This window comes from Tenacibaculum sp. (assembly GCF_050290165.1).
GTDB lineage: Bacteria > Bacteroidota > Bacteroidia > Flavobacteriales > Flavobacteriaceae > Polaribacter.
The window spans coordinates 163,952-184,890 of sequence record NZ_JBNKHD010000011.1 but is presented as its reverse complement, the minus strand read 5'-3'; the positions used below and the strand labels follow the sequence as shown (position 1 = coordinate 184,890).

19 protein-coding genes and 2 tRNA genes are annotated in these 20,939 nt (G+C 32.0%); 8 read left to right on the top strand and 13 right to left on the bottom strand.

The features are described 5' to 3' along the window. Nucleotides 1–13: 13 nt before the first annotated feature. Both ACQY6M_RS08675 and greA read right to left on the bottom strand, forming a co-directional pair. On the bottom strand, nucleotides 14–406 hold the full coding sequence (locus ACQY6M_RS08675; RefSeq protein WP_428740752.1) for an HIT family protein: 393 nt from the start codon (nucleotides 404–406) through the stop codon (nucleotides 14–16). Nucleotides 407–494: 88 nt separating this feature from the next. Next, nucleotides 495–968, bottom strand: a complete 474-nt coding sequence (gene greA / locus ACQY6M_RS08670) for a transcription elongation factor GreA (RefSeq protein WP_428740751.1) — start codon at nucleotides 966–968, stop codon at nucleotides 495–497. Between the two features lie 172 nt (nucleotides 969–1,140). Between greA and ACQY6M_RS08665 the strand changes: the two genes are divergently transcribed. The 4 genes from ACQY6M_RS08665 to ACQY6M_RS08650 all read left to right on the top strand — a co-directional run bounded on the left by ACQY6M_RS08665 (nucleotide 1,141) and on the right by ACQY6M_RS08650 (nucleotide 5,450). Continuing rightward, complete coding sequence (locus ACQY6M_RS08665) at nucleotides 1,141–1,551, top strand: Rieske (2Fe-2S) protein (RefSeq protein WP_428740750.1); 411 nt, start codon at nucleotides 1,141–1,143, stop codon at nucleotides 1,549–1,551. A 65-nt stretch (nucleotides 1,552–1,616) separates the two neighbouring features. Next, on the top strand, nucleotides 1,617–2,774 hold the full coding sequence (locus ACQY6M_RS08660) for a 5-(carboxyamino)imidazole ribonucleotide synthase (RefSeq protein ID WP_428740749.1): 1,158 nt from the start codon (nucleotides 1,617–1,619) through the stop codon (nucleotides 2,772–2,774). 91 nt (nucleotides 2,775–2,865) lie between these two features. After that, nucleotides 2,866–3,345, top strand: a complete 480-nt coding sequence (gene purE / locus ACQY6M_RS08655; protein WP_428740748.1) for a 5-(carboxyamino)imidazole ribonucleotide mutase — start codon at nucleotides 2,866–2,868, stop codon at nucleotides 3,343–3,345. A gap of 77 nt (nucleotides 3,346–3,422) precedes the next feature. Then, nucleotides 3,423–5,450, top strand: coding sequence for a M3 family metallopeptidase (locus tag ACQY6M_RS08650; RefSeq protein WP_428740747.1), 2,028 nt, complete (start codon nucleotides 3,423–3,425; stop codon nucleotides 5,448–5,450). Nucleotides 5,451–5,507: 57 nt separating this feature from the next. Here ACQY6M_RS08650 and ACQY6M_RS08645 read toward each other — a convergent pair whose 3' ends face one another. Then, nucleotides 5,508–6,737, bottom strand: a complete 1,230-nt coding sequence (locus ACQY6M_RS08645; RefSeq protein ID WP_428740746.1) for a glycosyltransferase — start codon at nucleotides 6,735–6,737, stop codon at nucleotides 5,508–5,510. Beyond that, nucleotides 6,737–7,207, bottom strand: a complete 471-nt coding sequence (locus ACQY6M_RS08640) for a heme-binding domain-containing protein (RefSeq protein ID WP_428740745.1) — start codon at nucleotides 7,205–7,207, stop codon at nucleotides 6,737–6,739. The genes ACQY6M_RS08645 and ACQY6M_RS08640 overlap by 1 nt, the downstream gene beginning before the upstream one ends. A gap of 98 nt (nucleotides 7,208–7,305) precedes the next feature. On the opposite strand from ACQY6M_RS08640, the gene lpdA reads away from it, so the two are divergent. Both lpdA and ACQY6M_RS08630 read left to right on the top strand, forming a co-directional pair. Next, nucleotides 7,306–8,706: a dihydrolipoyl dehydrogenase gene (gene lpdA, locus ACQY6M_RS08635; protein ID WP_428740744.1), complete on the top strand. Its 1,401-nt coding sequence runs from the start codon at nucleotides 7,306–7,308 to the stop codon at nucleotides 8,704–8,706. A gap of 157 nt (nucleotides 8,707–8,863) precedes the next feature. After that, nucleotides 8,864–9,247: an STAS/SEC14 domain-containing protein gene (locus ACQY6M_RS08630; protein WP_428740743.1), complete on the top strand. Its 384-nt coding sequence runs from the start codon at nucleotides 8,864–8,866 to the stop codon at nucleotides 9,245–9,247. 98 nt (nucleotides 9,248–9,345) lie between these two features. Here ACQY6M_RS08630 and ACQY6M_RS08625 read toward each other — a convergent pair whose 3' ends face one another. The 7 genes from ACQY6M_RS08625 to ACQY6M_RS08595 all read right to left on the bottom strand — a co-directional run bounded on the left by ACQY6M_RS08625 (nucleotide 9,346) and on the right by ACQY6M_RS08595 (nucleotide 16,960). Next, on the bottom strand, nucleotides 9,346–11,463 hold the full coding sequence (locus ACQY6M_RS08625) for a peptidylprolyl isomerase (RefSeq protein WP_428740742.1): 2,118 nt from the start codon (nucleotides 11,461–11,463) through the stop codon (nucleotides 9,346–9,348). Between the two features lie 107 nt (nucleotides 11,464–11,570). Next, nucleotides 11,571–12,863: a hemolysin family protein gene (locus ACQY6M_RS08620; protein ID WP_428740741.1), complete on the bottom strand. Its 1,293-nt coding sequence runs from the start codon at nucleotides 12,861–12,863 to the stop codon at nucleotides 11,571–11,573. Further along, nucleotides 12,863–13,060: a hypothetical protein gene (locus ACQY6M_RS08615; RefSeq protein ID WP_428740740.1), complete on the bottom strand. Its 198-nt coding sequence runs from the start codon at nucleotides 13,058–13,060 to the stop codon at nucleotides 12,863–12,865. Before ACQY6M_RS08615 ends, ACQY6M_RS08620 begins: the two co-directional genes overlap by 1 nt. Then, nucleotides 13,060–13,632 (bottom strand): LPS export ABC transporter periplasmic protein LptC, encoded by a 573-nt coding sequence (lptC, locus tag ACQY6M_RS08610; RefSeq protein WP_428740739.1) that lies wholly within the window; start codon nucleotides 13,630–13,632, stop codon nucleotides 13,060–13,062. Before lptC ends, ACQY6M_RS08615 begins: the two co-directional genes overlap by 1 nt. A gap of 9 nt (nucleotides 13,633–13,641) precedes the next feature. Beyond that, nucleotides 13,642–14,952: a hypothetical protein gene (locus ACQY6M_RS08605; RefSeq protein WP_428740738.1), complete on the bottom strand. Its 1,311-nt coding sequence runs from the start codon at nucleotides 14,950–14,952 to the stop codon at nucleotides 13,642–13,644. A gap of 15 nt (nucleotides 14,953–14,967) precedes the next feature. Continuing rightward, nucleotides 14,968–16,236: a hypothetical protein gene (locus tag ACQY6M_RS08600; protein WP_428740737.1), complete on the bottom strand. Its 1,269-nt coding sequence runs from the start codon at nucleotides 16,234–16,236 to the stop codon at nucleotides 14,968–14,970. Beyond that, the gene (locus tag ACQY6M_RS08595) at nucleotides 16,229–16,960 is read right to left on the bottom strand and encodes a type III pantothenate kinase (protein WP_428740736.1); all 732 of its coding nucleotides are present in this window, start codon (nucleotides 16,958–16,960) and stop codon (nucleotides 16,229–16,231) included. The genes ACQY6M_RS08600 and ACQY6M_RS08595 overlap by 8 nt, the downstream gene beginning before the upstream one ends. Before the next feature lie 109 nt (nucleotides 16,961–17,069). Between ACQY6M_RS08595 and ACQY6M_RS08590 the strand changes: the two genes are divergently transcribed. Beyond that, nucleotides 17,070–17,142: transfer RNA gene (locus ACQY6M_RS08590), tRNA-Phe, on the top strand. 63 nt (nucleotides 17,143–17,205) lie between these two features. Continuing rightward, nucleotides 17,206–17,281, top strand: a tRNA-Phe gene (locus ACQY6M_RS08585). Nucleotides 17,282–17,337: 56 nt separating this feature from the next. On the opposite strand, the gene ACQY6M_RS08580 is transcribed toward ACQY6M_RS08585, so the two are convergent. Together ACQY6M_RS08580 and ACQY6M_RS08575 are read right to left on the bottom strand one after the other, a co-directional pair. Beyond that, the gene (locus ACQY6M_RS08580) at nucleotides 17,338–17,946 is read right to left on the bottom strand and encodes a response regulator (protein WP_428740735.1); all 609 of its coding nucleotides are present in this window, start codon (nucleotides 17,944–17,946) and stop codon (nucleotides 17,338–17,340) included. 9 nt (nucleotides 17,947–17,955) lie between these two features. Beyond that, nucleotides 17,956–20,766 (bottom strand): two-component regulator propeller domain-containing protein, encoded by a 2,811-nt coding sequence (locus tag ACQY6M_RS08575; RefSeq protein WP_428740734.1) that lies wholly within the window; start codon nucleotides 20,764–20,766, stop codon nucleotides 17,956–17,958. Nucleotides 20,767–20,939: the final 173 nt, after the last annotated feature.

Genomic DNA, 20,939 nt, shown 5'->3' with positions numbered 1-20,939 from the left:
AGCTCTTTTTTATTTATTCAAAATTCTTAGCAATACCTTCCGCTACTGCTACAAACTCTTCACTCGATAACTTTTCTTTCTTTGTAAACCGAATATCCTCCATTGTTTGTAACGGAATTAAATGTACATGTACATGAGGTACTTCTAAACCTATTACACTCATTCCTATACGTTCACATGGAATTGTTTTTTCTATAGCCTTCGCTACTCTATATGAGAAAGACATTAATCCGTTATACTCTTCTTTCGATAAGTCAAATAATTTATTTTCTTCTCGTTTAGGTACTACCAAGGTATGCCCTTTCGCATTTGGGTTTATATCTAAAAACGCAAAATAATTGTCGTCCTCTGCAATTTTATACGATGGGATTTCTCCGTTGATTATTTTAGTAAAAATACTAGCCATGTTATTTTATTTAGTTTACTGTAAAAATAAAAAAGAAAACGGGTTTTAGCGTAGCTAAAACCCGAATAAATCTTTAGTCTTTTTTCTCTTATCGAGAAATTTCAATAACTTCAAATTTCATAATTCCATTAGGAACTTGTATTTCAGCTGTCTCACCTACTTTTTTACCAAGTAATCCTTTACCAATTGGTGAGTTCACAGATAACTTTCCGTTTCTTACATCACTTTCACTATCTGCTACTAATGTATAAGTAAACTCCATTCCGTTGGTTGCATTTTTAATCTTAACTATTGAATGGATTAAAATTTTAGAAGTATCTAACTGGCTTTCATCAATAACACGAGCATTTGCTACCACATTTTTAAGCTTCGCAATTTTTGTTTCTAATAACGATTGTTCTTCTTTTGCTGCATGATATTCGGCATTTTCACTCAAATCTCCTTTATCACGTGCGTCTGCAATTTCTTGAGATACACGAGGTCTTTCTACTTGTTCTAAGTGCGCTAATTCTTCTTTAAGTTTTTTTAATCCTTCTTCCGTGTAATACGATACGTTACTCATCTCTTCTCTTCTTTTAAAATCAATAAACTTCTTTCTTTATTTATAAACTCCTTCTGTACTTAATTAGTGTTTATAAAATTTAAAAATCTCAAACCGCTAGGAATGAGATTGAAAACAAATGTACAAAATTTTCGTAAATTCGTTGCGTTACTATAATAACTCCATTCAAAAAATGAAAAAATTATTCTTTTTATTTCTAATTACAATATGTTTTAATTGTAGTGATAATGTCCCTGTAAATAATTGTTTTTCTGGTATAACAATGAACGCCATTATTGATTTATCGCTACCTGAGTTTAGTGGCTTACTAGTTCCTGGAGGAGAATCTCAAAACACAATACAAGGGAGAAATATTTTTATTTTTAGAACAGGAACTAATGGATATAAAGCTTTTGACCAACAGTGCCCTGAAAGAAACTGCAATTCTTTAATGACCTTAGAAGGAGTAGAAATTGTATGCCCTTGTGATGGTAAAAAATACAATTACTTAGCTGATGGTGCTCCCATTGATAGTGAAGGATGCAATGCTTTAATGTATTTTGTAACTCCTATAAATAGCAGTCAATTAAGAATATCTCGTTAATAACATTTGTACTAACAATTAGATTCTTATTTTTGCGCTAACAACAACACACTAACAACAATACAGTGAAAAATTATTTTTCTTCAAACTTTAAATTGGGCGTTCTTGGTGGCGGTCAATTAGGAAGGATGTTACTTACAGAAACGCAAAAATTTGACATCTATACTGTAATTTTAGACGGAAATGCCGAAGCCCCTTGTGCTCAAATTTGCAATGAATTTCACCAAGGAGATTTATTGGATTACGATACCGTTTACAATTTTGGAAAACAAGTAGATTTACTAACCATAGAAATTGAAAATGTAAACATTGATGCCTTAGATGCTTTGGAAGCAGAGGGACTTACTATTTTCCCAAAGCCTAAGAACTTAAGAACCATTCAAAACAAAGCGCATCAAAAAGTTTTTTATCACGATAAAGGTATTCCTACTGCCGATTTTTCAAGATTTACTTCTTTAGAAGAATTGAAACACTCTATTAGTAATGAAGCCATCACCTTTCCTTTCGTTTGGAAATCTGCAAGATTTGGTTACGATGGTAATGGCGTAAAAATAGTCCGCTCAATCAACGATTTAGAAAATTTACCTACTGGAGAATGTATTTCTGAAAAGTTAGTTCCTTTTAAAAATGAATTAGCTGTTATTGTAGCCAGAAATGCCAATGGAGAAACCAAAACCTACCCTGTAGTTGAAATGGAATTTCATCCAGAAGCTAATCAGGTAGAATACGTTATCTGTCCTGCAAGAATTGATGAAACTGTAGCTAAAAAAGCACAAGAAGTTGCTCTTAATGTGGCCAATGCTTTTGACTTTGTAGGCTTACTAGCAGTAGAAATGTTCCAAACCGAAAACGATCAAATCTTAGTGAACGAAGTAGCTCCAAGAACTCATAATTCTGGGCACTATTCTATCGAAGCAAGTTATACCAATCAATTTGAACAACATTTACGTAGTATTTTAAACCTTCCTTTAGGAAATACCGAAAGTAAAGTAGCTGGAATCATGGTGAATTTAGTGGGGGCTGAAGGATATACAGGTGATGTTGTATATGAAAACATCGAAGAAATTTTAAAAATTGACGGAGTTACCCCTCATATTTACGGAAAAAAGAGGACAAAACCATTCCGTAAAATGGGACACGTAACTATTGTGAATCAAGATATAAATGAAGCGAGAAAAGTCGCTCAGCAAGTAAAGGAAACCATTAAAGTAATAGCAAAATAAAAAACACGTCATTACGAGTGAAACGAGGTAATCTCACCATTAACAGATTGCTTCGTTATAAATTCCTCGCAATGACAATAAAATAAAAATTATGGTAGGAATTATCATGGGAAGCGATTCAGATCTTCCAATCATGCAAGAAGCAATTGAGATTTTAGAAAGTTTTGACATCGCTGTTGAAGTAGACATCGTATCTGCACACAGAACTCCAGAAAAATTATTTGATTATGCAAACAATGCACACAAACGCGGAGTACAAGTTATCATTGCAGGTGCTGGTGGTGCTGCACATTTACCTGGAATGGTAGCTAGTATGAGTCCGTTACCTGTTATTGGAGTTCCTGTAAAAAGTAGAAACTCTATAGATGGTTGGGATTCTGTTTTATCTATCCTTCAAATGCCTGGAGGTGTTCCTGTGGCAACTGTAGCTTTAGACGGAGCAAAAAATGCAGGAATCTTAGCAGCTCAAATTATTGGTGCTTCAGACAAATGTGTCTTAGATAAGATTGTTGCTTATAAAGAAGGCTTAAAACTTAAAGTTGAACAAGCCTCTAAAAGAGTAAAAAAATAATAGTATTTTAGTGCTATAAAAAGTAAACCTCACAGAGTATCTTTGTGAGGTTTCTTCAATTTTTAAACTTATTATTTATGACTAAGAATCCTCTTTTACAAGATTTTAATACACCTCCTTTTTCTAAAATAACTGAAAAGGATTACAAACCTGCCATTCAAAAAGCTATTGAATTAGCTAAAGAAGAAATCAATACAATTGTAGAAAATTCAGAGGCACCTACTTTTGAAAACACTACTGCTGCTTTGGATTTCACAGGTGAAAAACTAGATAAGGTCACATCAATTTTTTTCAATTTAAATTCCGCTGAAACCAATGATGAGATCCAAAAAATAGCAAAAGAAATTTCGCCATGGCTTAGTGAATTTAAAAACGATATGATTTTAAATGAAGCCTTGTTTAAAAGAGTAAAAACTGTTCATGAACAAAAAAACAGTTTAGAATTAACTCCTGAACAGGACATGTTATTAGACAAGCAATACAAAGGTTTTGCAAGAAACGGAGCTAATTTGAATGATGCAGATAAGACTGAGTTACGTAAACTAGATGCCGAATTAGCGAAACTATCATTACAATTTGGAGAGCATGTGTTAGCAGAAACGAATGCTTTTGAACTATTAATTACTAATGAAGAAGATTTAGCAGGATTACCTGAAAGTGCTAAAGAAGCTGCACAAGAACTGGCTAAATCAAAAGGAAAAGAGGGTTGGATGATTACCTTAGATTATCCTAGTTATATTCCATTTATGACCTATGCTGATAATAGAGAACTACGAAAAAAGCTGGCGATTGCTTTTGGTAAAAAAGGATTTCAGGAAAACGAATTTAACAACGAGCAAATTGTAAAAGACATAGTAACCTTGCGTCATAAACGAGCTAACTTACTAGGTTACAAAACACATGCACATTTTGTATTAGAAGAACGTATGGCTGAAACTCCAGAGAAAGTGATGGAGTTTTTACATGAATTGTTAGAAAAGGCTAAACCTGCTGCAAAACGTGAATTTGAAAACTTAGAAAATTATGCCAAAAAGTTAGACAACATTGACCTATTACAAAAATGGGATAGTGCCTATTATTCTGAAAAATTAAAAAAGGAACTATTTAGTTTAGATCAAGAATTACTAAAACCTTACTTTAAATTAGAAAACGTTATTAAAGGTGTTTTTGAAGTTACTCAAAAATTATACGACTTACATTTTGAAGAAGTGTTTGATATTGATAAATATCACGAGGATGTTAAAACCTATTTGGTAACCGATTCAAAAGGAAATTTCATTTCTTATTTCTATGCTGATTTTCATCCAAGACCAGGAAAGCGTAACGGTGCGTGGATGACTTCTTATAAATCTCAACAGGTTAAAAACGGAGTAAATGAGCGTCCACAGGTTTCCATTGTTTGCAATTTTACCAAACCAACACAAACCAGGCCTTCTTTATTAACTTTTAACGAAGTTACTACCTTGTTCCATGAGTTTGGTCATGCTTTACACGGAATGCTTGCTAACACAACATATAGTAGCTTGTCTGGAACTTCTGTTTCTTGGGATTTTGTTGAATTGCCTAGTCAGGTTTTAGAAAATTGGTGTTACGAAAAAGAAGCCTTAGAGCTATTTGCGAAGCATTACGAAACAGGTGAAACAATTCCAATGGAATATGTTCAAAAAATTAAAGAGTCGGCTAGTTTTCACGAAGGTATGCAAACACTTCGTCAGTTAAGTTTTGGTTTGCTAGATATGGCTTGGCATTCAAATGAATCTCCAGAAACAATTGTTTCTGTAAAAGATTTTGAAAGTGCTGCTTTTGAAAGTACTCAATTATACCCTGATGTAGCTGAAAATTGTATGAGCACTTCTTTTTCTCATATTTTTCAAGGCGGATATTCAGCTGGATACTACTCTTATAAATGGGCCGAAGTATTAGATGCCGATGCTTTTGAATACTTTTTAGAAAAAGGTATTTTTAACAAAGAGGTAGCTGATAAATTTAAAGATAATGTGTTATCGAAAGGAGGTACAGAAGAACCTATGGAATTATACAAACGTTTTAGAGGTAGAGAGCCTAAACCAGACGCTTTATTAAAACGTGCTGGACTTTTAAAATAATTACAACCATTTAAATTACGAATTATGGATTTAAACCTTCTAATCCATAATTCGTAATTATTTTTTATTCTTTTCCTCAATCCACTTGCTCATATATTTAGTGGCTTGTAATGTTTGATGTTGTAATAAACTCCCAATAAAATTATCAGTGCGATGTGCTTCTAAATTATTCTGAAGCTCAATAACTTTATCTATAAAGGATGTCGTTAATTTTTCTTTATCATATATTGAATTGATAATTGTTATTCCTTTTTGCTGAGATTTCTTCCACAAAATTTCATAGGAATACAGTTCTACAGCTTTATTAGCAAACTGTTCAAAATCATCTTCAATAAACCCATTCCAAGGTAAATTATCATGCATTCCCTCTGCACCTATTGAAGTTGTAGCACTTGGAGTTCCACATTCCATTGCTTCGGTCAACTTACCTTTAATTCCTGCTCCAAAACGAATTGGAGCAAGCACAACTCTGGCTTCTTTAACCACTTGCAAAATATCCTTTGCAAAACCTTTTACTAGAAACCCTTCTTTTGGGTTATGCAATTGTTGAATTTGTTGTGTTACATACGCTCCATAAATATGAAGTTCAGCTTTAGGAAGTAGTTTTCTTATATGTTTCCAAAGTTTTTTCAACTGTAGAGTAGCATCTACATTGGGTGCATGAAAAAAGTTCCCTACAAATACAAAATGTTGTCGTTCTTCGAATGGTTTCCAGTTATGAATCGTTTCATCATCAATTTTATCCAGTAAAAAAGGTAAATGATGCAACAAAGCCTCATCAACCTTAAAGACTTCTTTTAATAATTGAAATTCATAGGCAGAAATAATCAAACTTAAGTCACAACGTAAAATAGCAGCCACCTCTCGTTTTGCATCATCCGATCTTAATAATGCTTTAGTAGAAAACTCTTCTCTTTTTTTTAGTTGTTGATGACGTACTTTTCTTAAAAAATGTAAGTCTTCAGTATCTAAAATTCGTAGAGCATTGGGACAATTTTCAGCAACACGCCAACCAAATTGTTCTTCCATCATAAAGCGATCAAATAGAACAATATCGGGTTGCAATGCTGTTACAAAATCATCAAAAGAAGTAGCGTTCAACTCAATTGATTGCTCTTCTATCCCCAATTCTGTTAAATCTAAAGAATTGTCTGTTTTTTGGGCAGGTGTGGCAAAAGTAATGCTATAATTGTTAGCTTTAAAAACATTGATTAGCTGTAGCATTCGGTTACCAGCTCCCGTTGTTTTTTCTACCCAAACATACCCAATTATTAAAAGTTGCTGCATTAATTTGCTAACTGTTGCTGGTACTTAGTTTGCGCATCTTTAGCCCAATCTATCACTTGTTGAATTTGCTCTTGCGTTAATTTTGCATCGGTATGTGTCCAAGTATACGATTTTATTGGCATTTTACCTTTTTCTACTTCTTCCCATACTTCTTTCATCTTATGCTCTTTTCTTTTTAAAGAGTACGATGCCCAATCAGAAAAATTTAATTCTTCTTTTCCTTCCTCTACATGATGTGCCATCCAATAGTTAACTGGAGTAATTCTACTATACCAAGGATATTTTGTTGTATTGCTGTGACAATCAAAACAAGCCGTTTTTAAAATCTGATGCACCTCGTTAGAAGGAGCTACTTCTGCAATAAATGGTTCCAGTGCGGTCACTTCTCCTTCATTTTTTCCTGGTTGAAAAAACTGTGCAATCACTAATAGAATTAATAATAATCCAACTATTTTTTTAAGAATTCTCATCTTTCATTTTTTAAGTTTTTAAAGATATGAAAACTAAATTTATCGGCAAATAATTGTACTTTTGTATCCATTATTTATGAAAAAATAAAACACAACTCATGAAATACGATGTTATCGTTATTGGTTCTGGTCCAGGAGGATACATTTCTGCTATCAGAGCTGCACAATTAGGTTCAAAAGTTGCAATTATTGAAAAATACTCAACTTTAGGTGGAACTTGTTTAAATGTAGGATGTATTCCTTCAAAAGCTTTATTAGATTCTTCTCACCACTATTATGATGCCGTACATCATTTTGAGGAGCATGGAATTTCGGTTGAAAAGCCATCTTTCGACTTCAAAAAAATGGTAGACCGTAAAGCAAACGTAGTTGAAACAACTACTGGTGGTATTAAATATTTAATGGATAAAAATAATATTGATGTTTACGAAGGTGTTGGTTCTTTTGAAGATGCTACACATGTAAAAATCAGTAAAAATGATGGCACTTCTGAAGTAATTGAAGGAACTAATATCATCATTGCTACAGGTTCTAAACCATCAACTTTACCATTTATTTCTATTGATAAAGAACGTGTAATTACTTCTACTGAAGCTTTAAAATTACAAGAAGTGCCTAAGCACTTAATCGTAATTGGTGGAGGTGTTATCGGATTAGAATTAGGATCAGTTTACAAGCGTTTAGGTGCTGAAGTAACTGTTATCGAATACATGCCTGCAATTACTCCAACTATGGATAAAGACGTTTCTAAAGAACTAACAAAAGTTTTAAAGAAACAAGGTATGAAAATCAATACTAGTCACGGAGTAACTTCTGTTGAAAGAAATGGTGACGAGGTAATTGTTAAAGCTACTAACAAAAAAGGAGAGGAAATTACCTTTACTGGTGACTACTGTTTAGTTTCTGTAGGTCGTCGTCCATATACTGATGGATTGGCTTTAGAAAAAGCGGGTGTAAAAGTTACTGAAAGAGGTATGGTTGAAGTAAATAATCATTTACAAACCAACGTTTCTAACATTTATGCTATTGGTGATGTGGTTCGTGGAGCTATGTTAGCACACAAAGCTGAAGAAGAAGGTGTAGTGGTTGCTGAATATTTAGCAGGACAAAAACCTCATATCGACTACAACTTAATTCCAGGAATCGTATACACATGGCCAGAAGTAGCGGCTGTTGGTAAAACAGAAGACGAATTAAAAGATGCTAAAGTTGATTACAAAGTTGGAAAATTCTCTATGCGTGCACTAGGACGTTCTCGTGCCAGTGGAGATTTAGACGGATTTGTAAAAGTATTGGCTGATAAAAATACAGATGAAGTATTAGGAGTTCACATGGTAGGTGCTCGTGTTGCTGACTTAATTATGGAAGCTGCCGTAGCAATGGAATACAGAGCTTCTGCGGAAGATTTAGCTCGTATTTGTCATGGACACCCAACCTACTCTGAAGCTGTAAAAGAAGCAGCAAAAGCAGCTTGGGACGGACAACCTTTAAATGCTTAATAAAAAGCTTTAAAACATACTTAAAAAAGCAATCTCTTTCGAGGTTGCTTTTTTTATATTAATTATCTATGATTATTTATTCTACTAGTTCATCTTCGAAAATTTAATTTGTAAATTGTAAACACTAAATCTTAATTTATATAAATATTGAAATATTATGATTGAGCAATTAGATAAATTTTCTGGAAACACACTTGCATTTGAAGTAATAGATGGGTTCACAGAAACAGATGAAAAATATGCACAAAAACTTTTTAAAGAAAAAATTGAGAAAGGTTTCGACTACGTAAATATTTTAATCAAACTTGATGAGTTAAAATTAAATCATAGCAGCACAAAAGCTTTTTTAGAAGATACAATATGGACTTTGAGGAATTATAAGAAGATGGGGAATATTGCTATTATTGCGCACTCAAAAATCCTGAAAGCACTCGTACCAATTGATAATTTTTTCTTTGAAAGACTACGTAAAGGATTTGAAGAACGCTATTTTGATGTCTCTCAAATGGAAAAAGCAATTGAATTTGTTTCCAACAAATAAAAACTACATCACACAAAATTATTTTGCTAAAATTACTCTTGAAAACAAAAATCCCGAACTATTCAGTTCGGGATTTTTTATATGTATGACTTTTATACTTATTGAATTCCGTAGAAAGAACTCATGTTATCTTCAATCTTAGCCGCTTTTTTAACAGCTTCATACATTTGGAAAGTTTTACTCTTTCTTTCGTTTGCTATACGCTTTCTAAATGTATCGTAGTTAGGTAATGCTGTTGGTAATTCTTTTTTCTCAACTACAAAAGCAAATACTCCTTTATCACCTGCTACATTTTTAATCACTTCGTTTTCTTTTGCGTTTAACATAGCTCCTACAATCTTAGGCTCGTATCCTACTCCTGAAATTGTTGGTGATTGTAAGTTTACGTCAGTAGCTACTCTTACTGTTTGACTAGTAGATTTAGCAATATCTTCTAATGTAGATCCGCTAATTTTATCTTCGATCATTTTAGCTTTTCTCTCGTTTGTTAAAATAGGACGTACACTTGAAATTGCTTTATCAACAGGCATTAAACCTTTTGCTACTTTAGCAGTTAACACAGCTACTACATACCCTCCATCAACATCAAAACGCTTATAATCTCCTTCTTTTGCATCTTTATCAAATGCCCAAGTAATAATTTCTCTTTCGTTTCCTACTCCTGGTACATTTTCATCTAACGACTTTAATCCAATAGCAGGTAAAGAACTTAAGTTCTTTTCTTTTACAGCTTCGTCAAAGTTTTTACCATTTGCTAACTCTAATGCAAAAGTTTCAGCATTTTGGAAAACTGTATTTTCAGTAGCTTCTGAAGCTTCTATTTTACGTCCGTAAGTTGCTAATTTTACAACTGATTGGAAGTTCTTTTGTCCGTCAATTTTAATTACGTGGAATCCAAATTGAGATTTTACAACTCCCATATCTCCTTCTTTACCTTCAAAAACAAAATCTCTAAACGATGGCACCATTCTGTTATAAGAGAACCAATCGTAGAAGCCTCCTTTATCAGCTGAACCTTTATCAGAAGACATTTCTTTAGCTAAATCAGCAAACTTAGATTTATCAGCTTTCACAACTGCTAATAAACTATCTGCTGTTGCCTTTGCTTCTTCTTCCGATTTTACTACTGTAGCATCTGCACTTGCAGCACCAACGAAAGGTATTAAAATATGACTTGCTTGTGCAGAATCTGGTAATTGAGTAACCTTAGTTACTTTAGATATTTTGAAGTAACCAGCATCTTTGTATGGTCCAAAAACATCACCTTCTTTACCATTAAAAACTTCCTCTGCAATTACTTGCGGTACTTGTACCTTAAACTTGTAGTTATCATCTAAAGCAATATCAGAGTTGTTTTCCTCTAAAAACTCATGATAATCTACTGCATTTTTCAATCCCTTAACTGATGTGTTATTTACCTCAGAATCTTCAATTAACTTAGCTACTTCAGCTTTGATAGCTTCTTCATCTTGTGAAGTAGGCTCTATATCAAACTTTACAAACTTAATATCTCTTGAAGCCTCAACTTGAAAAGCATCTTTATGACTGTTGATGTAATTGCTAACATCACTTTTCTTTAAGGTTACTAAACTATCAGCAATAGTAGAATATGGTACGTATACATATTTACCTGATACTTTAGTATTTTCAGTTAAATATTGAGCTTCACCTTCTTTTAATGAAGCACCTAAACCAGCTGCTACTAAGTTATCGTAAGTAGTTTTTTCTATATTATTTTTTAAAGAAGCCATGTAGTTTTGCCACGCAGCCCACTCTTGACCATTTTCTTCTTTAATAGTAGCTAAATGCTCTTTTAATTTATTTTTATCGAAAATACCTGAAGTTTGGAATCTTGGATCTCCTTGAAGTGCTGGTGACTCATACAATGCATTCATAATATCAGCTTCACCAACAGTAATTCCTGCCTCTTCTAATTGTGTTTCATAAATTTTTTGGCGGATTAAATTATTCCACACAGTTTTAGCTGCTTGCATTTCAGAAACTCTGTTCCCAGTTTGTGCTTTATAAGCATCTAAAGCCTCAGCAAATTCTTGGCGTGAAATACTTTCACCATTAACTTCTCCTATTTCGTTTACCTTACTTGCACTAAAAAAATCTGATATTGTAGAAGGATCCAATACAAAAGCAAAAAGTGCTAAACCAATCACAAGAATTAAGAACATTGAACGCTCTCTAATTTTCGATAAAATTGTCATACGTTATTTTTTTTATTAACAGTGTGCGAAAATACAATTTCATAGTTAATAATGCAATGTTTTTTTATGCTGTTTTTGAGGGAGTTCCTTAAAAAAAGCAGAAAAAGTTACCCTTCTTTATTGGTTACTTTGAAATAAATATCATCAATTTTAGTAGCACTAACTTTTAGAATCTTAATTTGAAAGTTTTCTATATGTAAAACTTCATCTTGTAGTGGTATGGTTTCTGTGTGATTCAAAATAAAACCTCCTAAGGTTTCGTAAGCTTCTTCTTTAGGGATATTTAACCCATATTCTTCATTTAAATAATCCACTTCTAATCGTGCAGAAAAATTAAACTCAGTTTCACTAATTCTTTCTTCTAACAATTGTAGCGTGTCATGTTCATCTTCAATTTCGCCAAATAACTCTTCCACAACATCTTCTACAGTAATAATACCAGAAGTTCCCCCGTATTCATCTACCACTACTGCTATACTTTTACGCTTTTTAATCAAGCCATTAAGCACATCATTGATAATCATAGACTCTGGAACAAACTCTACAGGCAATAAAATAGACTTTATTGTTCGAGGTTTTTTAAACAGCTCAAAGGCATTTACATACCCCAAAATATCGTCTAATGAGTTTTTATACACCAGTATTTTAGACAACCCTGTTGCAATGAACATTTTTTTAAGGTTACTCACCGATTCGTGTAAATCTACCGCTACAATTTCGGTACGAGGCACCATAATTTCACGTGCTTTTACCTTATGAAACTCTAACGCATTTTGAAAAATCTGAATTTCAGAATCCACTTCTTCTTCATCATTTCCTGCATCTAATTGTTCCGAAATATAATGCCCTAATTCTTCCTTACTAAACTCAGTTTGTTTCTCATCTTCTTTAGTTCTAAAGAAAACATGTAAAAAGAAATCTGAAATTTTAGTAATTACTGAAGTTATTCCATAAAAAAACACGTAAAAGACATATGCTGGAACAGCAAAAAGCTTCAGCATTTCATTTGCGTAAATTCTAAATATTGCTTTGGGTAAAAACTCAGCTGTTACCAATATAATTATTGTTGATATCATTGTTTGAGTAAGTAAACTCACATCTGATAACACATAATTAACCACTACATGATTTGAAGGCAAAAATGTTTGAAACCAATTCATTAATAACTCTCCCATAAAGTAACTATAGATTACAAGGGATACATTATTTCCTACCAACATGGTAGTAATGAATTTGGAAGATTTCTCTGTTAGTCTTGTTAAAACTTTAGGTAGTATTCCTTCTCGCTTTTTTTCTAATTCAATGTGTAGCTTATTTGCAGAAATAAAAGCTATTTCCATTCCAGAAAAAAAAGCGGAAAATAAAATAGAAGTAAAAATTATTACGACTTCAGCCTGCATTAACGTTGTTGATTTCTTTTTTCTATTTTTCTTCTAAAATGTCTTTTAAAGAAGAAAATTAATATGATAAAGATAGCAAATCCAAACATAATAAAAGCTTCTTCTCTGTCGGAATTCCATTTCAAAATTCCTTCCACAAAAAAGATAGTACCTACTATAAGGTATCCGTATTGCAAATATTTCCAAAGTGTATTCATTATATATCTTTTTGTGTTGTTTCTATATCTCCTGTAATATCTTTTGCCATCCATTTGGTTAAATCTTCATTAGATTCAAACCCAAAACCATTAATAATACTTTCTGGTGTCGTAAAACGAAAACCATCTTCAGTAAAAAAATAGTGTTCTTTTTGATCCCAAAACAACTGATTCGTTTCTAACTTTGTTTGTTTTGTATGATTCGTAATCACGACATTCCCTGTAATTTCTGACACTTTTGTCTTATTATACGTTAGCGCATAATTACCTGAAATTGTGGTAGAATCTGTACCTTGTTTATTAATGCTGATGATTTTTATCCCTTTTGGAAATTCATTATACGGATGATCTTTTCGGTTAGAAAAATCGTAAAAAACAGGTGCTTTAGTTTTGGAAGTAATCCTTCCTGAATCTTTATGTACATGATAAATGTTAACAGCTGAACCTACTGGTAAATTTTTATCTGCCAAAAAATCTCGCACTTCTTTTTTAGAGTTTGTGCAAGAAAAAAACATTGCTATCAAAGAAATGATAGCAATGTTATTATATATGTATTTCGGTTTTCTAATCATTCCGTACTATTAAGGAATACGAACGCTTTCTCCAATCCAACATCCTACTCTATAACTTCCTCCAGAAGCAAGTCCTTTTTGGAAAATTAACTTTTTAGATGGTGCATTTTTTCTATAACTGCTAATATATCTACCAGCTCCACAACCAGGATCTACTTGTTGCGCTTTCAATGCTTTATTTAAAGCTGCTACGTATACCATTCTCTTTTCAAACTCATCACTACCACAAGAGTTTGCACTTTTTTGGTATAAACTAGCAATAAATAAATATGCCTTTCCCATATTAGGGTTATACTTTAATGCTTCATATGCTAAAGATCTTGCTCTAGTTCCACTAGCACTTTGCGCCTCTCTTAACTTATACTTCGCTTTTTTGAACGGGTCTGTTTCTAAATCGAATGCCTTTTTTCTCATTTCAGCAGCTCCACTGTTATCTCCATGTTTAGCTAAAACTCCTGCTAAAAAGTTATAAGCATCTGCAGATTGTGTTACCTCAGCATAAGCATTTGCTAACTTTTCAAATAATGGATCAGCTGTACATTCTTTGTTGTACATTCTTGATACTGCTCTTTTTAACCAAACTCCATCAGTCTTTTTACCTTCAAAATCTCTAGAATAGATTGGAATTAATCTCTCACAAGTAGCGATCTTAGAAATCATTGCATCTAAACCTCCTTCTACTTGACCTAATGATGAAGAATTAATTGTAAACGCTTTCAAGTTCCTCTTTTCTACAGAACTAGCTGTTCCCAAAGAATCTTTCTCTTGTAAGTGAGCTATTTTCTTGTTATAATCTTCTAACTTCTCATCTACAGATTCCATTACATCATCATACGTATCAAATACTTTTTGAGGGTCTGTATCTTGATATTTATCTGCAATAGCTTGGAAATATCTAAAGATATTTTTAACTCCCATATCTTTAGCTCCAGCCTTGTATCCTTTCTCTAAGATTTTAAAGATTTCTTCATCTGATGCTAATTTATTTTCAATTAAAAAATCAGCATAATCACTATGAGCTTTTGCAGGATCTTTATCTGGGAAATTAGCCAATCTTGCTTCATATACTTTTTTTGCTAAAACAGGATCTTTTAAATTTTCAGCGACTTTAGCCCCATATTTATAGATGTTAATAGATAATGTTGCACAATTATCTAATAAGTATTCTAAATTTGGTTTTGCTTGTGCATATTTTTTTGTAGTAGCATCACCTTTAAAAAGGTTGTACTTAATATGGCACTCTTGACTTGCTTGTGCTTTTACTCCATTTACGGCTACAAACAAAAATAATCCTGTAAGTAAATACGTAATTTTTTTCATCGTTCTCAGTTTTTGTTAATCTATTCGTCTTTTATTGAACCAATTAATACTGTTCAAAGATAAACTTAATCTAACGTTAAAGTAATTTTCTTTTATTAAATTATTGCTAGTAGTCCCTCTTTGTCCGTACTCAAATCCAACATTTACATTGGATAATTGCTTTGGTAATGGCAATCCTAATCCAACATTTATGCCAAAGTCTTTCACATCTGTGAAATTTTCTGTTGTCTTTACTAATAATCCAGTATCTTCAAAACGCAAACCCGCACGATAGGTGACTCTATCCCAGTAACTTGATATTGAATTAATTTTTGGAATATAATAACCTCCTATTGCAAATTTTTTAGAGTCATCATATTGATAAGTATTTCCATTAGCCACAAATACGTTATCACTTTTTAATGCTCCTTGAAATTGTTGGTTCGCTCCAATATACCATTTATTAACTTTTCCTATGCCAACTCCAAAAACACTTTTTAGCGGCACGTTAATATCTCCATTTAATGATCTGTTAAATAATTCATCTCTTGGAACTTCCAGCCCTGTGCCACTTAGCGTTAGCGAATACATTTTCTCATTTCCTCTAGCAGTTAAATCTGTTGATAAAGTAAAAGAAGCTCCTGTATATAATTCTAACTTGTTTTTCAACTCTTTTTTATACTGCGCTCCTAACTTAAATTGTCCTCCTCTTATATTTAGAGATTCCTCATATTTAGTAGCCAACATTACATCTGCTCTTTGATTTAAAATACTATTATCAATATTTCCAAAGATAAAAGCTGCCTCTGCCCCTATAGACACACCCTCATACACATAACTTCCTAAACTGGCATAAATTTTATTTGTTCCTCCTTCACCTCTATATAACGTTGCTTCTACATCGTTATTACTTTCGAGTAATGAATACCCTACAGAAGAAAAAGGTTGTAAACCAACAGAAAAACCTGCTTTTGTCCCAATAGGAAATCCTAAAGAGATATATCTTAAATTTGTTGAATTTCCAGACTGAGAAGTATTTTGTTCTTTTACTGTTAAGAAAGTTAAACTTCCTCCAATAGCATATGTTGCAGCTCTCAGATCCGCATTAGATGCTGGGTTGGTAAAATTTAAATGAAAGTTATCTTTCATTGCTACTCCAATCCCTCCCATAGACGCCTGCTCAACTGTTACCGCTTCAAAATTCTCTCCTATTCCAAAATATGAATAAGGCGAAGCACTATTTCTTTGTGCTAATACTGCTGATGCAGTGCATACAAATACCCCTACTAAAAATCTCTTAATCATTCGCTAAATTGTGTGTCAAAATAGTATGTAATCCCTCCAAAACGAAATTTGGTTGGGCAAATATGACACTTTTTAATTGTTTTGACAAAAAATATGTATCCCCTCCTGTTAAAACTACTGTTAAATCTTTATACTTTCTTTGATATTGTTTAATTATCCCGTCTATTTCATTAGTAATTCCATTAATAACTCCCGAATGTATTGAACTATTTGTATCTATCCCTATAAAACTTTCAACTTCATTTGGTTCTAACAATGGTAATTTTGAAGTAAAAACATGTAATGCCTTATATCTCATAGTTATTCCAGGTGAGATAGCTCCTCCTAAATATTCTTTTTCTTTACTAATCATCTCATATGTAATACATGTACCGGCATCAATTACTAATACATCTTTTTGCGGATATTTTTTTACTGCCGCAGATGCCAAAGCTATTCTATCTACCCCAAGTGTTTTTGGCGTTTTATAAGCATTCTTAAATGGAACTTTTGTATCTGAAGTAAGAAAAATAGGATCTAGTAATGCTACTATTTTTGCCTTTTTATCATCAGAAAGGGTAGCTACTGATGATACAATACTATTAGATATTGGAAATTTTGAAATAATTTTTTCGAGTTCTGAAATAATATTCATTTTCTCAAAAACAAAAACCTCTTTCAAGGTATCTATTTCAAAGACAGCTACTTTGACTCTCGTATTACCTACATCAATAATTAAGTACATATTACATTTCTTAGAGGGCGTAAATTTACGTTACATTTTTTTAAAGTTTTTACTTTGTATAATTAAAAAACGATTGTATATTTGCATCCGCTTAACGAAAGTAGCAACTGGTGCCTTAGCTCAGTTGGTAGAGCAAAGGACTGAAAATCCTTGTGTCCCTGGTTCGATTCCTGGAGGCACCACAATAAAACTCGTAGCACAGGTTACGAGTTTTATTTTAAAGATGTTACTTTTACTAGCAAACTGGTGCCTTAGCTCAGTTGGTAGAGCAAAGGACTGAAAATCCTTGTGTCCCTGGTTCGATTCCTGGAGGCACCACCACAAAAACCCGAACAAATTTGTTCGGGTTTTTTAGTTTTACTAAAACTACATTAAACTTACAAAGTCCCTAATTTATTAATCAACTCTTCTCTTTTGCTTATATGTAATTTTTCATAAATATTACGTGTATGCGTTTTTATCGTATTTACCGACAAGTTTAATTCTTCTGCTATAGTCGCATAACTCTTCCCTTTGGCTAATAATTTTACCACTTCATTTTCTCTCGTAGTCAACCCCTTATGTTTTGGTACTTGAAAATACGATATTACCTTACGAGCTATACTTCCACTCATAGGAGAGCCTCCATTTTTAATCTGCTTTAGAGCTGCTATTAACTCTTCTGGACTTGTGTTTTTTGTCAAATACCCTATTGCTCCTGCTGATAATGCGTCAAAAATATAATCAGAATTCTCATATACAGAAATTACTATGCTCTTCGCTTTTGGGTTTTGATAATGAAATCTTTTCACCCCTTCAATCCCATTAATTCCAGGTAGCTTTATATCAATTAAAATAATGTCCAGATCTTCATTTTTGCAATACAAAAGTGCATCTTCACAATTTGAAAAAGCCCCTATTACATTAAACTCTTCTGATGAGTTAATAATTTCTTTAAATGAAATCAAAAGGCTTTCATTATCTTCTATAACTATTACATTTTTCATCTTACTCCCTTATATTTTCCCTCTAAAACAAACACTAAAACCTTTGATGCTTTTTATATTTAATTCTCCTTTAATTGACTCGATTCTTTCTTTCATATTTTGTAAACCATTTTTTCTTCCAGAAGAGTTCAAGTCAAATCCAACTCCGTTGTCTTCTAATTTTATTTCTAAAACATCTTCTTCAATTAAGTATACTGAAAATAATACTTCAGTTGCTTTGCTATGCTTTAGCGTATTGGTCATTGCTTCTTTAAACACCAACACTAACTGTTTATTCCAATAGTGAGGTAGAGTTATCTTTGACTTCGCTACATTATTGGTGCTTTTAAAATTTATATCAGAATACTCAAATAATTTTTCTCCAAAATCATTTAAATAAATTTGAACTTCTCTCAATTTATTATTTTTATAATCTAACGACCAAACAAAATCTCTCATTCCTGCATACAAAAAATTTGCATCCTTATTAATTTGGTGTAAGCTTGGATATAGATTACTTTGCTTTTCTGTTTTTTTTAAAGATAGATTAGACAACATGGAAATACTTGCTAGCTTATTTCCTAAATCATCGTGAAAATCTTGTGCTATTTGGTGACGCACATTCTTTAAATCTTCTTGCAGTTTTTCTCTTTCTAGAAGTGTTTTTTGAAAAATTTTATTCTTTTTGCGCGCTTTTACAAGTTGATGATAAACTAACAACACTAAAACACCTGATATACTGAGAATAAACAAGATATAAAACCATAATTGTTGATACCAAGGTTTAGTTATTTCAAATCTATAAGGTTCTGTATAACTCCAATCGCTCAATCCATCTTTATATCTAAAAACAAGCTTATAGTTATCTTCTGTTAAGTTTTTAAACTCTAATTTTCCATTTGAAGTTTCAATCCATAAGTCATCATTTAATTGGTATTGAATTTTAATAGTGTTTGGGTTTATAAAATTGATAACAGCAATGCTAAAGTTTGTGTTCTGTTGCGTTATTTTTATATGTGTATTTAATTTTTTTTGAAACGGATATAAGTTATCCATTTTAAAAAGCCCTCTATTACCAGCTACGTATAAATAATTATTATACTCTGTTATTTTTTCTACCGAAAGCGATTTTTGCCCTAAGTTTTTATCAATACTATAAAAATTATCATCTTTTAAAACATTTAACCCTTTTTGAGTTGCTACCCAAAGAATATTATGTGCATCCACAAAAAGATCATTTACATGATTGCTTAACAGTCCATTTTTTGTAGTGTATTGAACAACCTCATCATTAAATACTTTATACACTCCATTATTAGCTGCAATCCAAAGGGTATTGCCTTTTTTTTCTATATCAATAAACATATTCGCATCAATTCCTAAGCTTTTAGTCCAGTTTATTAATTCACCTGTAATTACATTGAGTCTAAAAATTCCTAGTCGACCAAATACTGCATAAATGTAATTTTCATGCTGAACTGCATTATGTATAAACGATTCTTTTAATGCATGAAACTCTCCTTTACTAACTATTTTGTCGTTTTCTTTTATAACAAACGAAAAACCAGTTATTACAACTGTTTTTTCTGAAAACTTAAAATAAAACTGATTATGACTTTTATTAACCACATCGTAACCTCCAAATTTATCCTTGTAACTTTCATCTAGTTTGTTAGGAACAATTACGTCTATTTCTTTACTGTTTTGGATCTGGAAAGTTTCTGTATGAAAAGGAATTCTTTTTGAAGTAACAACGGTATCATTTTTAATAGCATATATAATGTTAGGCGCTATCGTTATTATATTATCATCTAACGATGCTATATCTCTTAAATCTGGATTTAAGAAATAACTAGCATCGTAAAAGCTGTTATTCGTATTCAATATTTGATACACCCCACTACCATAAGTGGTTATCCATAAATTTCCTTTTTCATCAAACAAAAAATCTGATATTGAGCTTTTTATTGTTAACTTTTTTGAAACATTTATTATAAAATTATTTCGAACATCGTACGTATACAGTTCTCTTAAACCATTATTTTTATTTATGAAAACAAAATACAATTTACCTTGATGCAACTGCATTTGTATTATTTTACCTTTTGGCAGTTTTAGTTTTCTTTTTTCTAGGAACTTAGTACCGTCATAAAAAAACAGAGTGGTATACGAGGCAAGTACAAAATAATCGTTCTGCTCAGTAATGGAATGTAAGCAAAGGTTATCTGTTCCTTTAAAACTTACTTTTTTGTAATTCTTACCATCAAAAGTATACAATCCTTTTATTTGATTTTCCGTAGCAATGTTTAGCTCAGAATCGAACACATATAATTTGTTTTTGATAAATTCACAATTAACATCGCGAATTTGCTTTTTAAAGTTGTTGGTTTCTTTTAAAACTAGCTGTTCGTTTTCATAACCTAAAAAACGAGGAAAAGCTCTATGAGTATATAAATTATATAAAACCTGCCTATTAGATACACTAGCTGAATACACTAATGTATCATTCAATTTATAGAGTTTATTTATTTTTGAATAATCTTTTGCTAAAGGTTCGTTTTTAAAAATACTGTCATTTTTTAATACGTGCATTCCTCTTCCCCAAGTAGCTATCAAAAACTGTTTGTTTTTTGCATCTTCTAGAACATCAATAACAAAATTTGAGGTTAATCCTTTTTCACTGCCAAAAATTGTAAATGTTTCACCGTTAAACTTCACCAAACCATCATCAGTGCCAATCCAAATATATCCTTGAGAATCTTGAATAATTTGATAGGTTATATCATGCGGTAAACCTTGCTCAGTAGTATAATGTTTATACACCTTGTTTTGTGCACTCAAGTTTAATGTCATTATAAGACACAATAGAAAACTTAAAAAAATAAAACTCTTTACAACTTTCACGTCATCAAAAAATAAGATTACAAATATCTGTAAAAATAAAACTTAAAAATCACCCTTTTTGGGTGAACTCTAATCCTTATAACCGAAATAATTTTGCTAAAAAACTATTC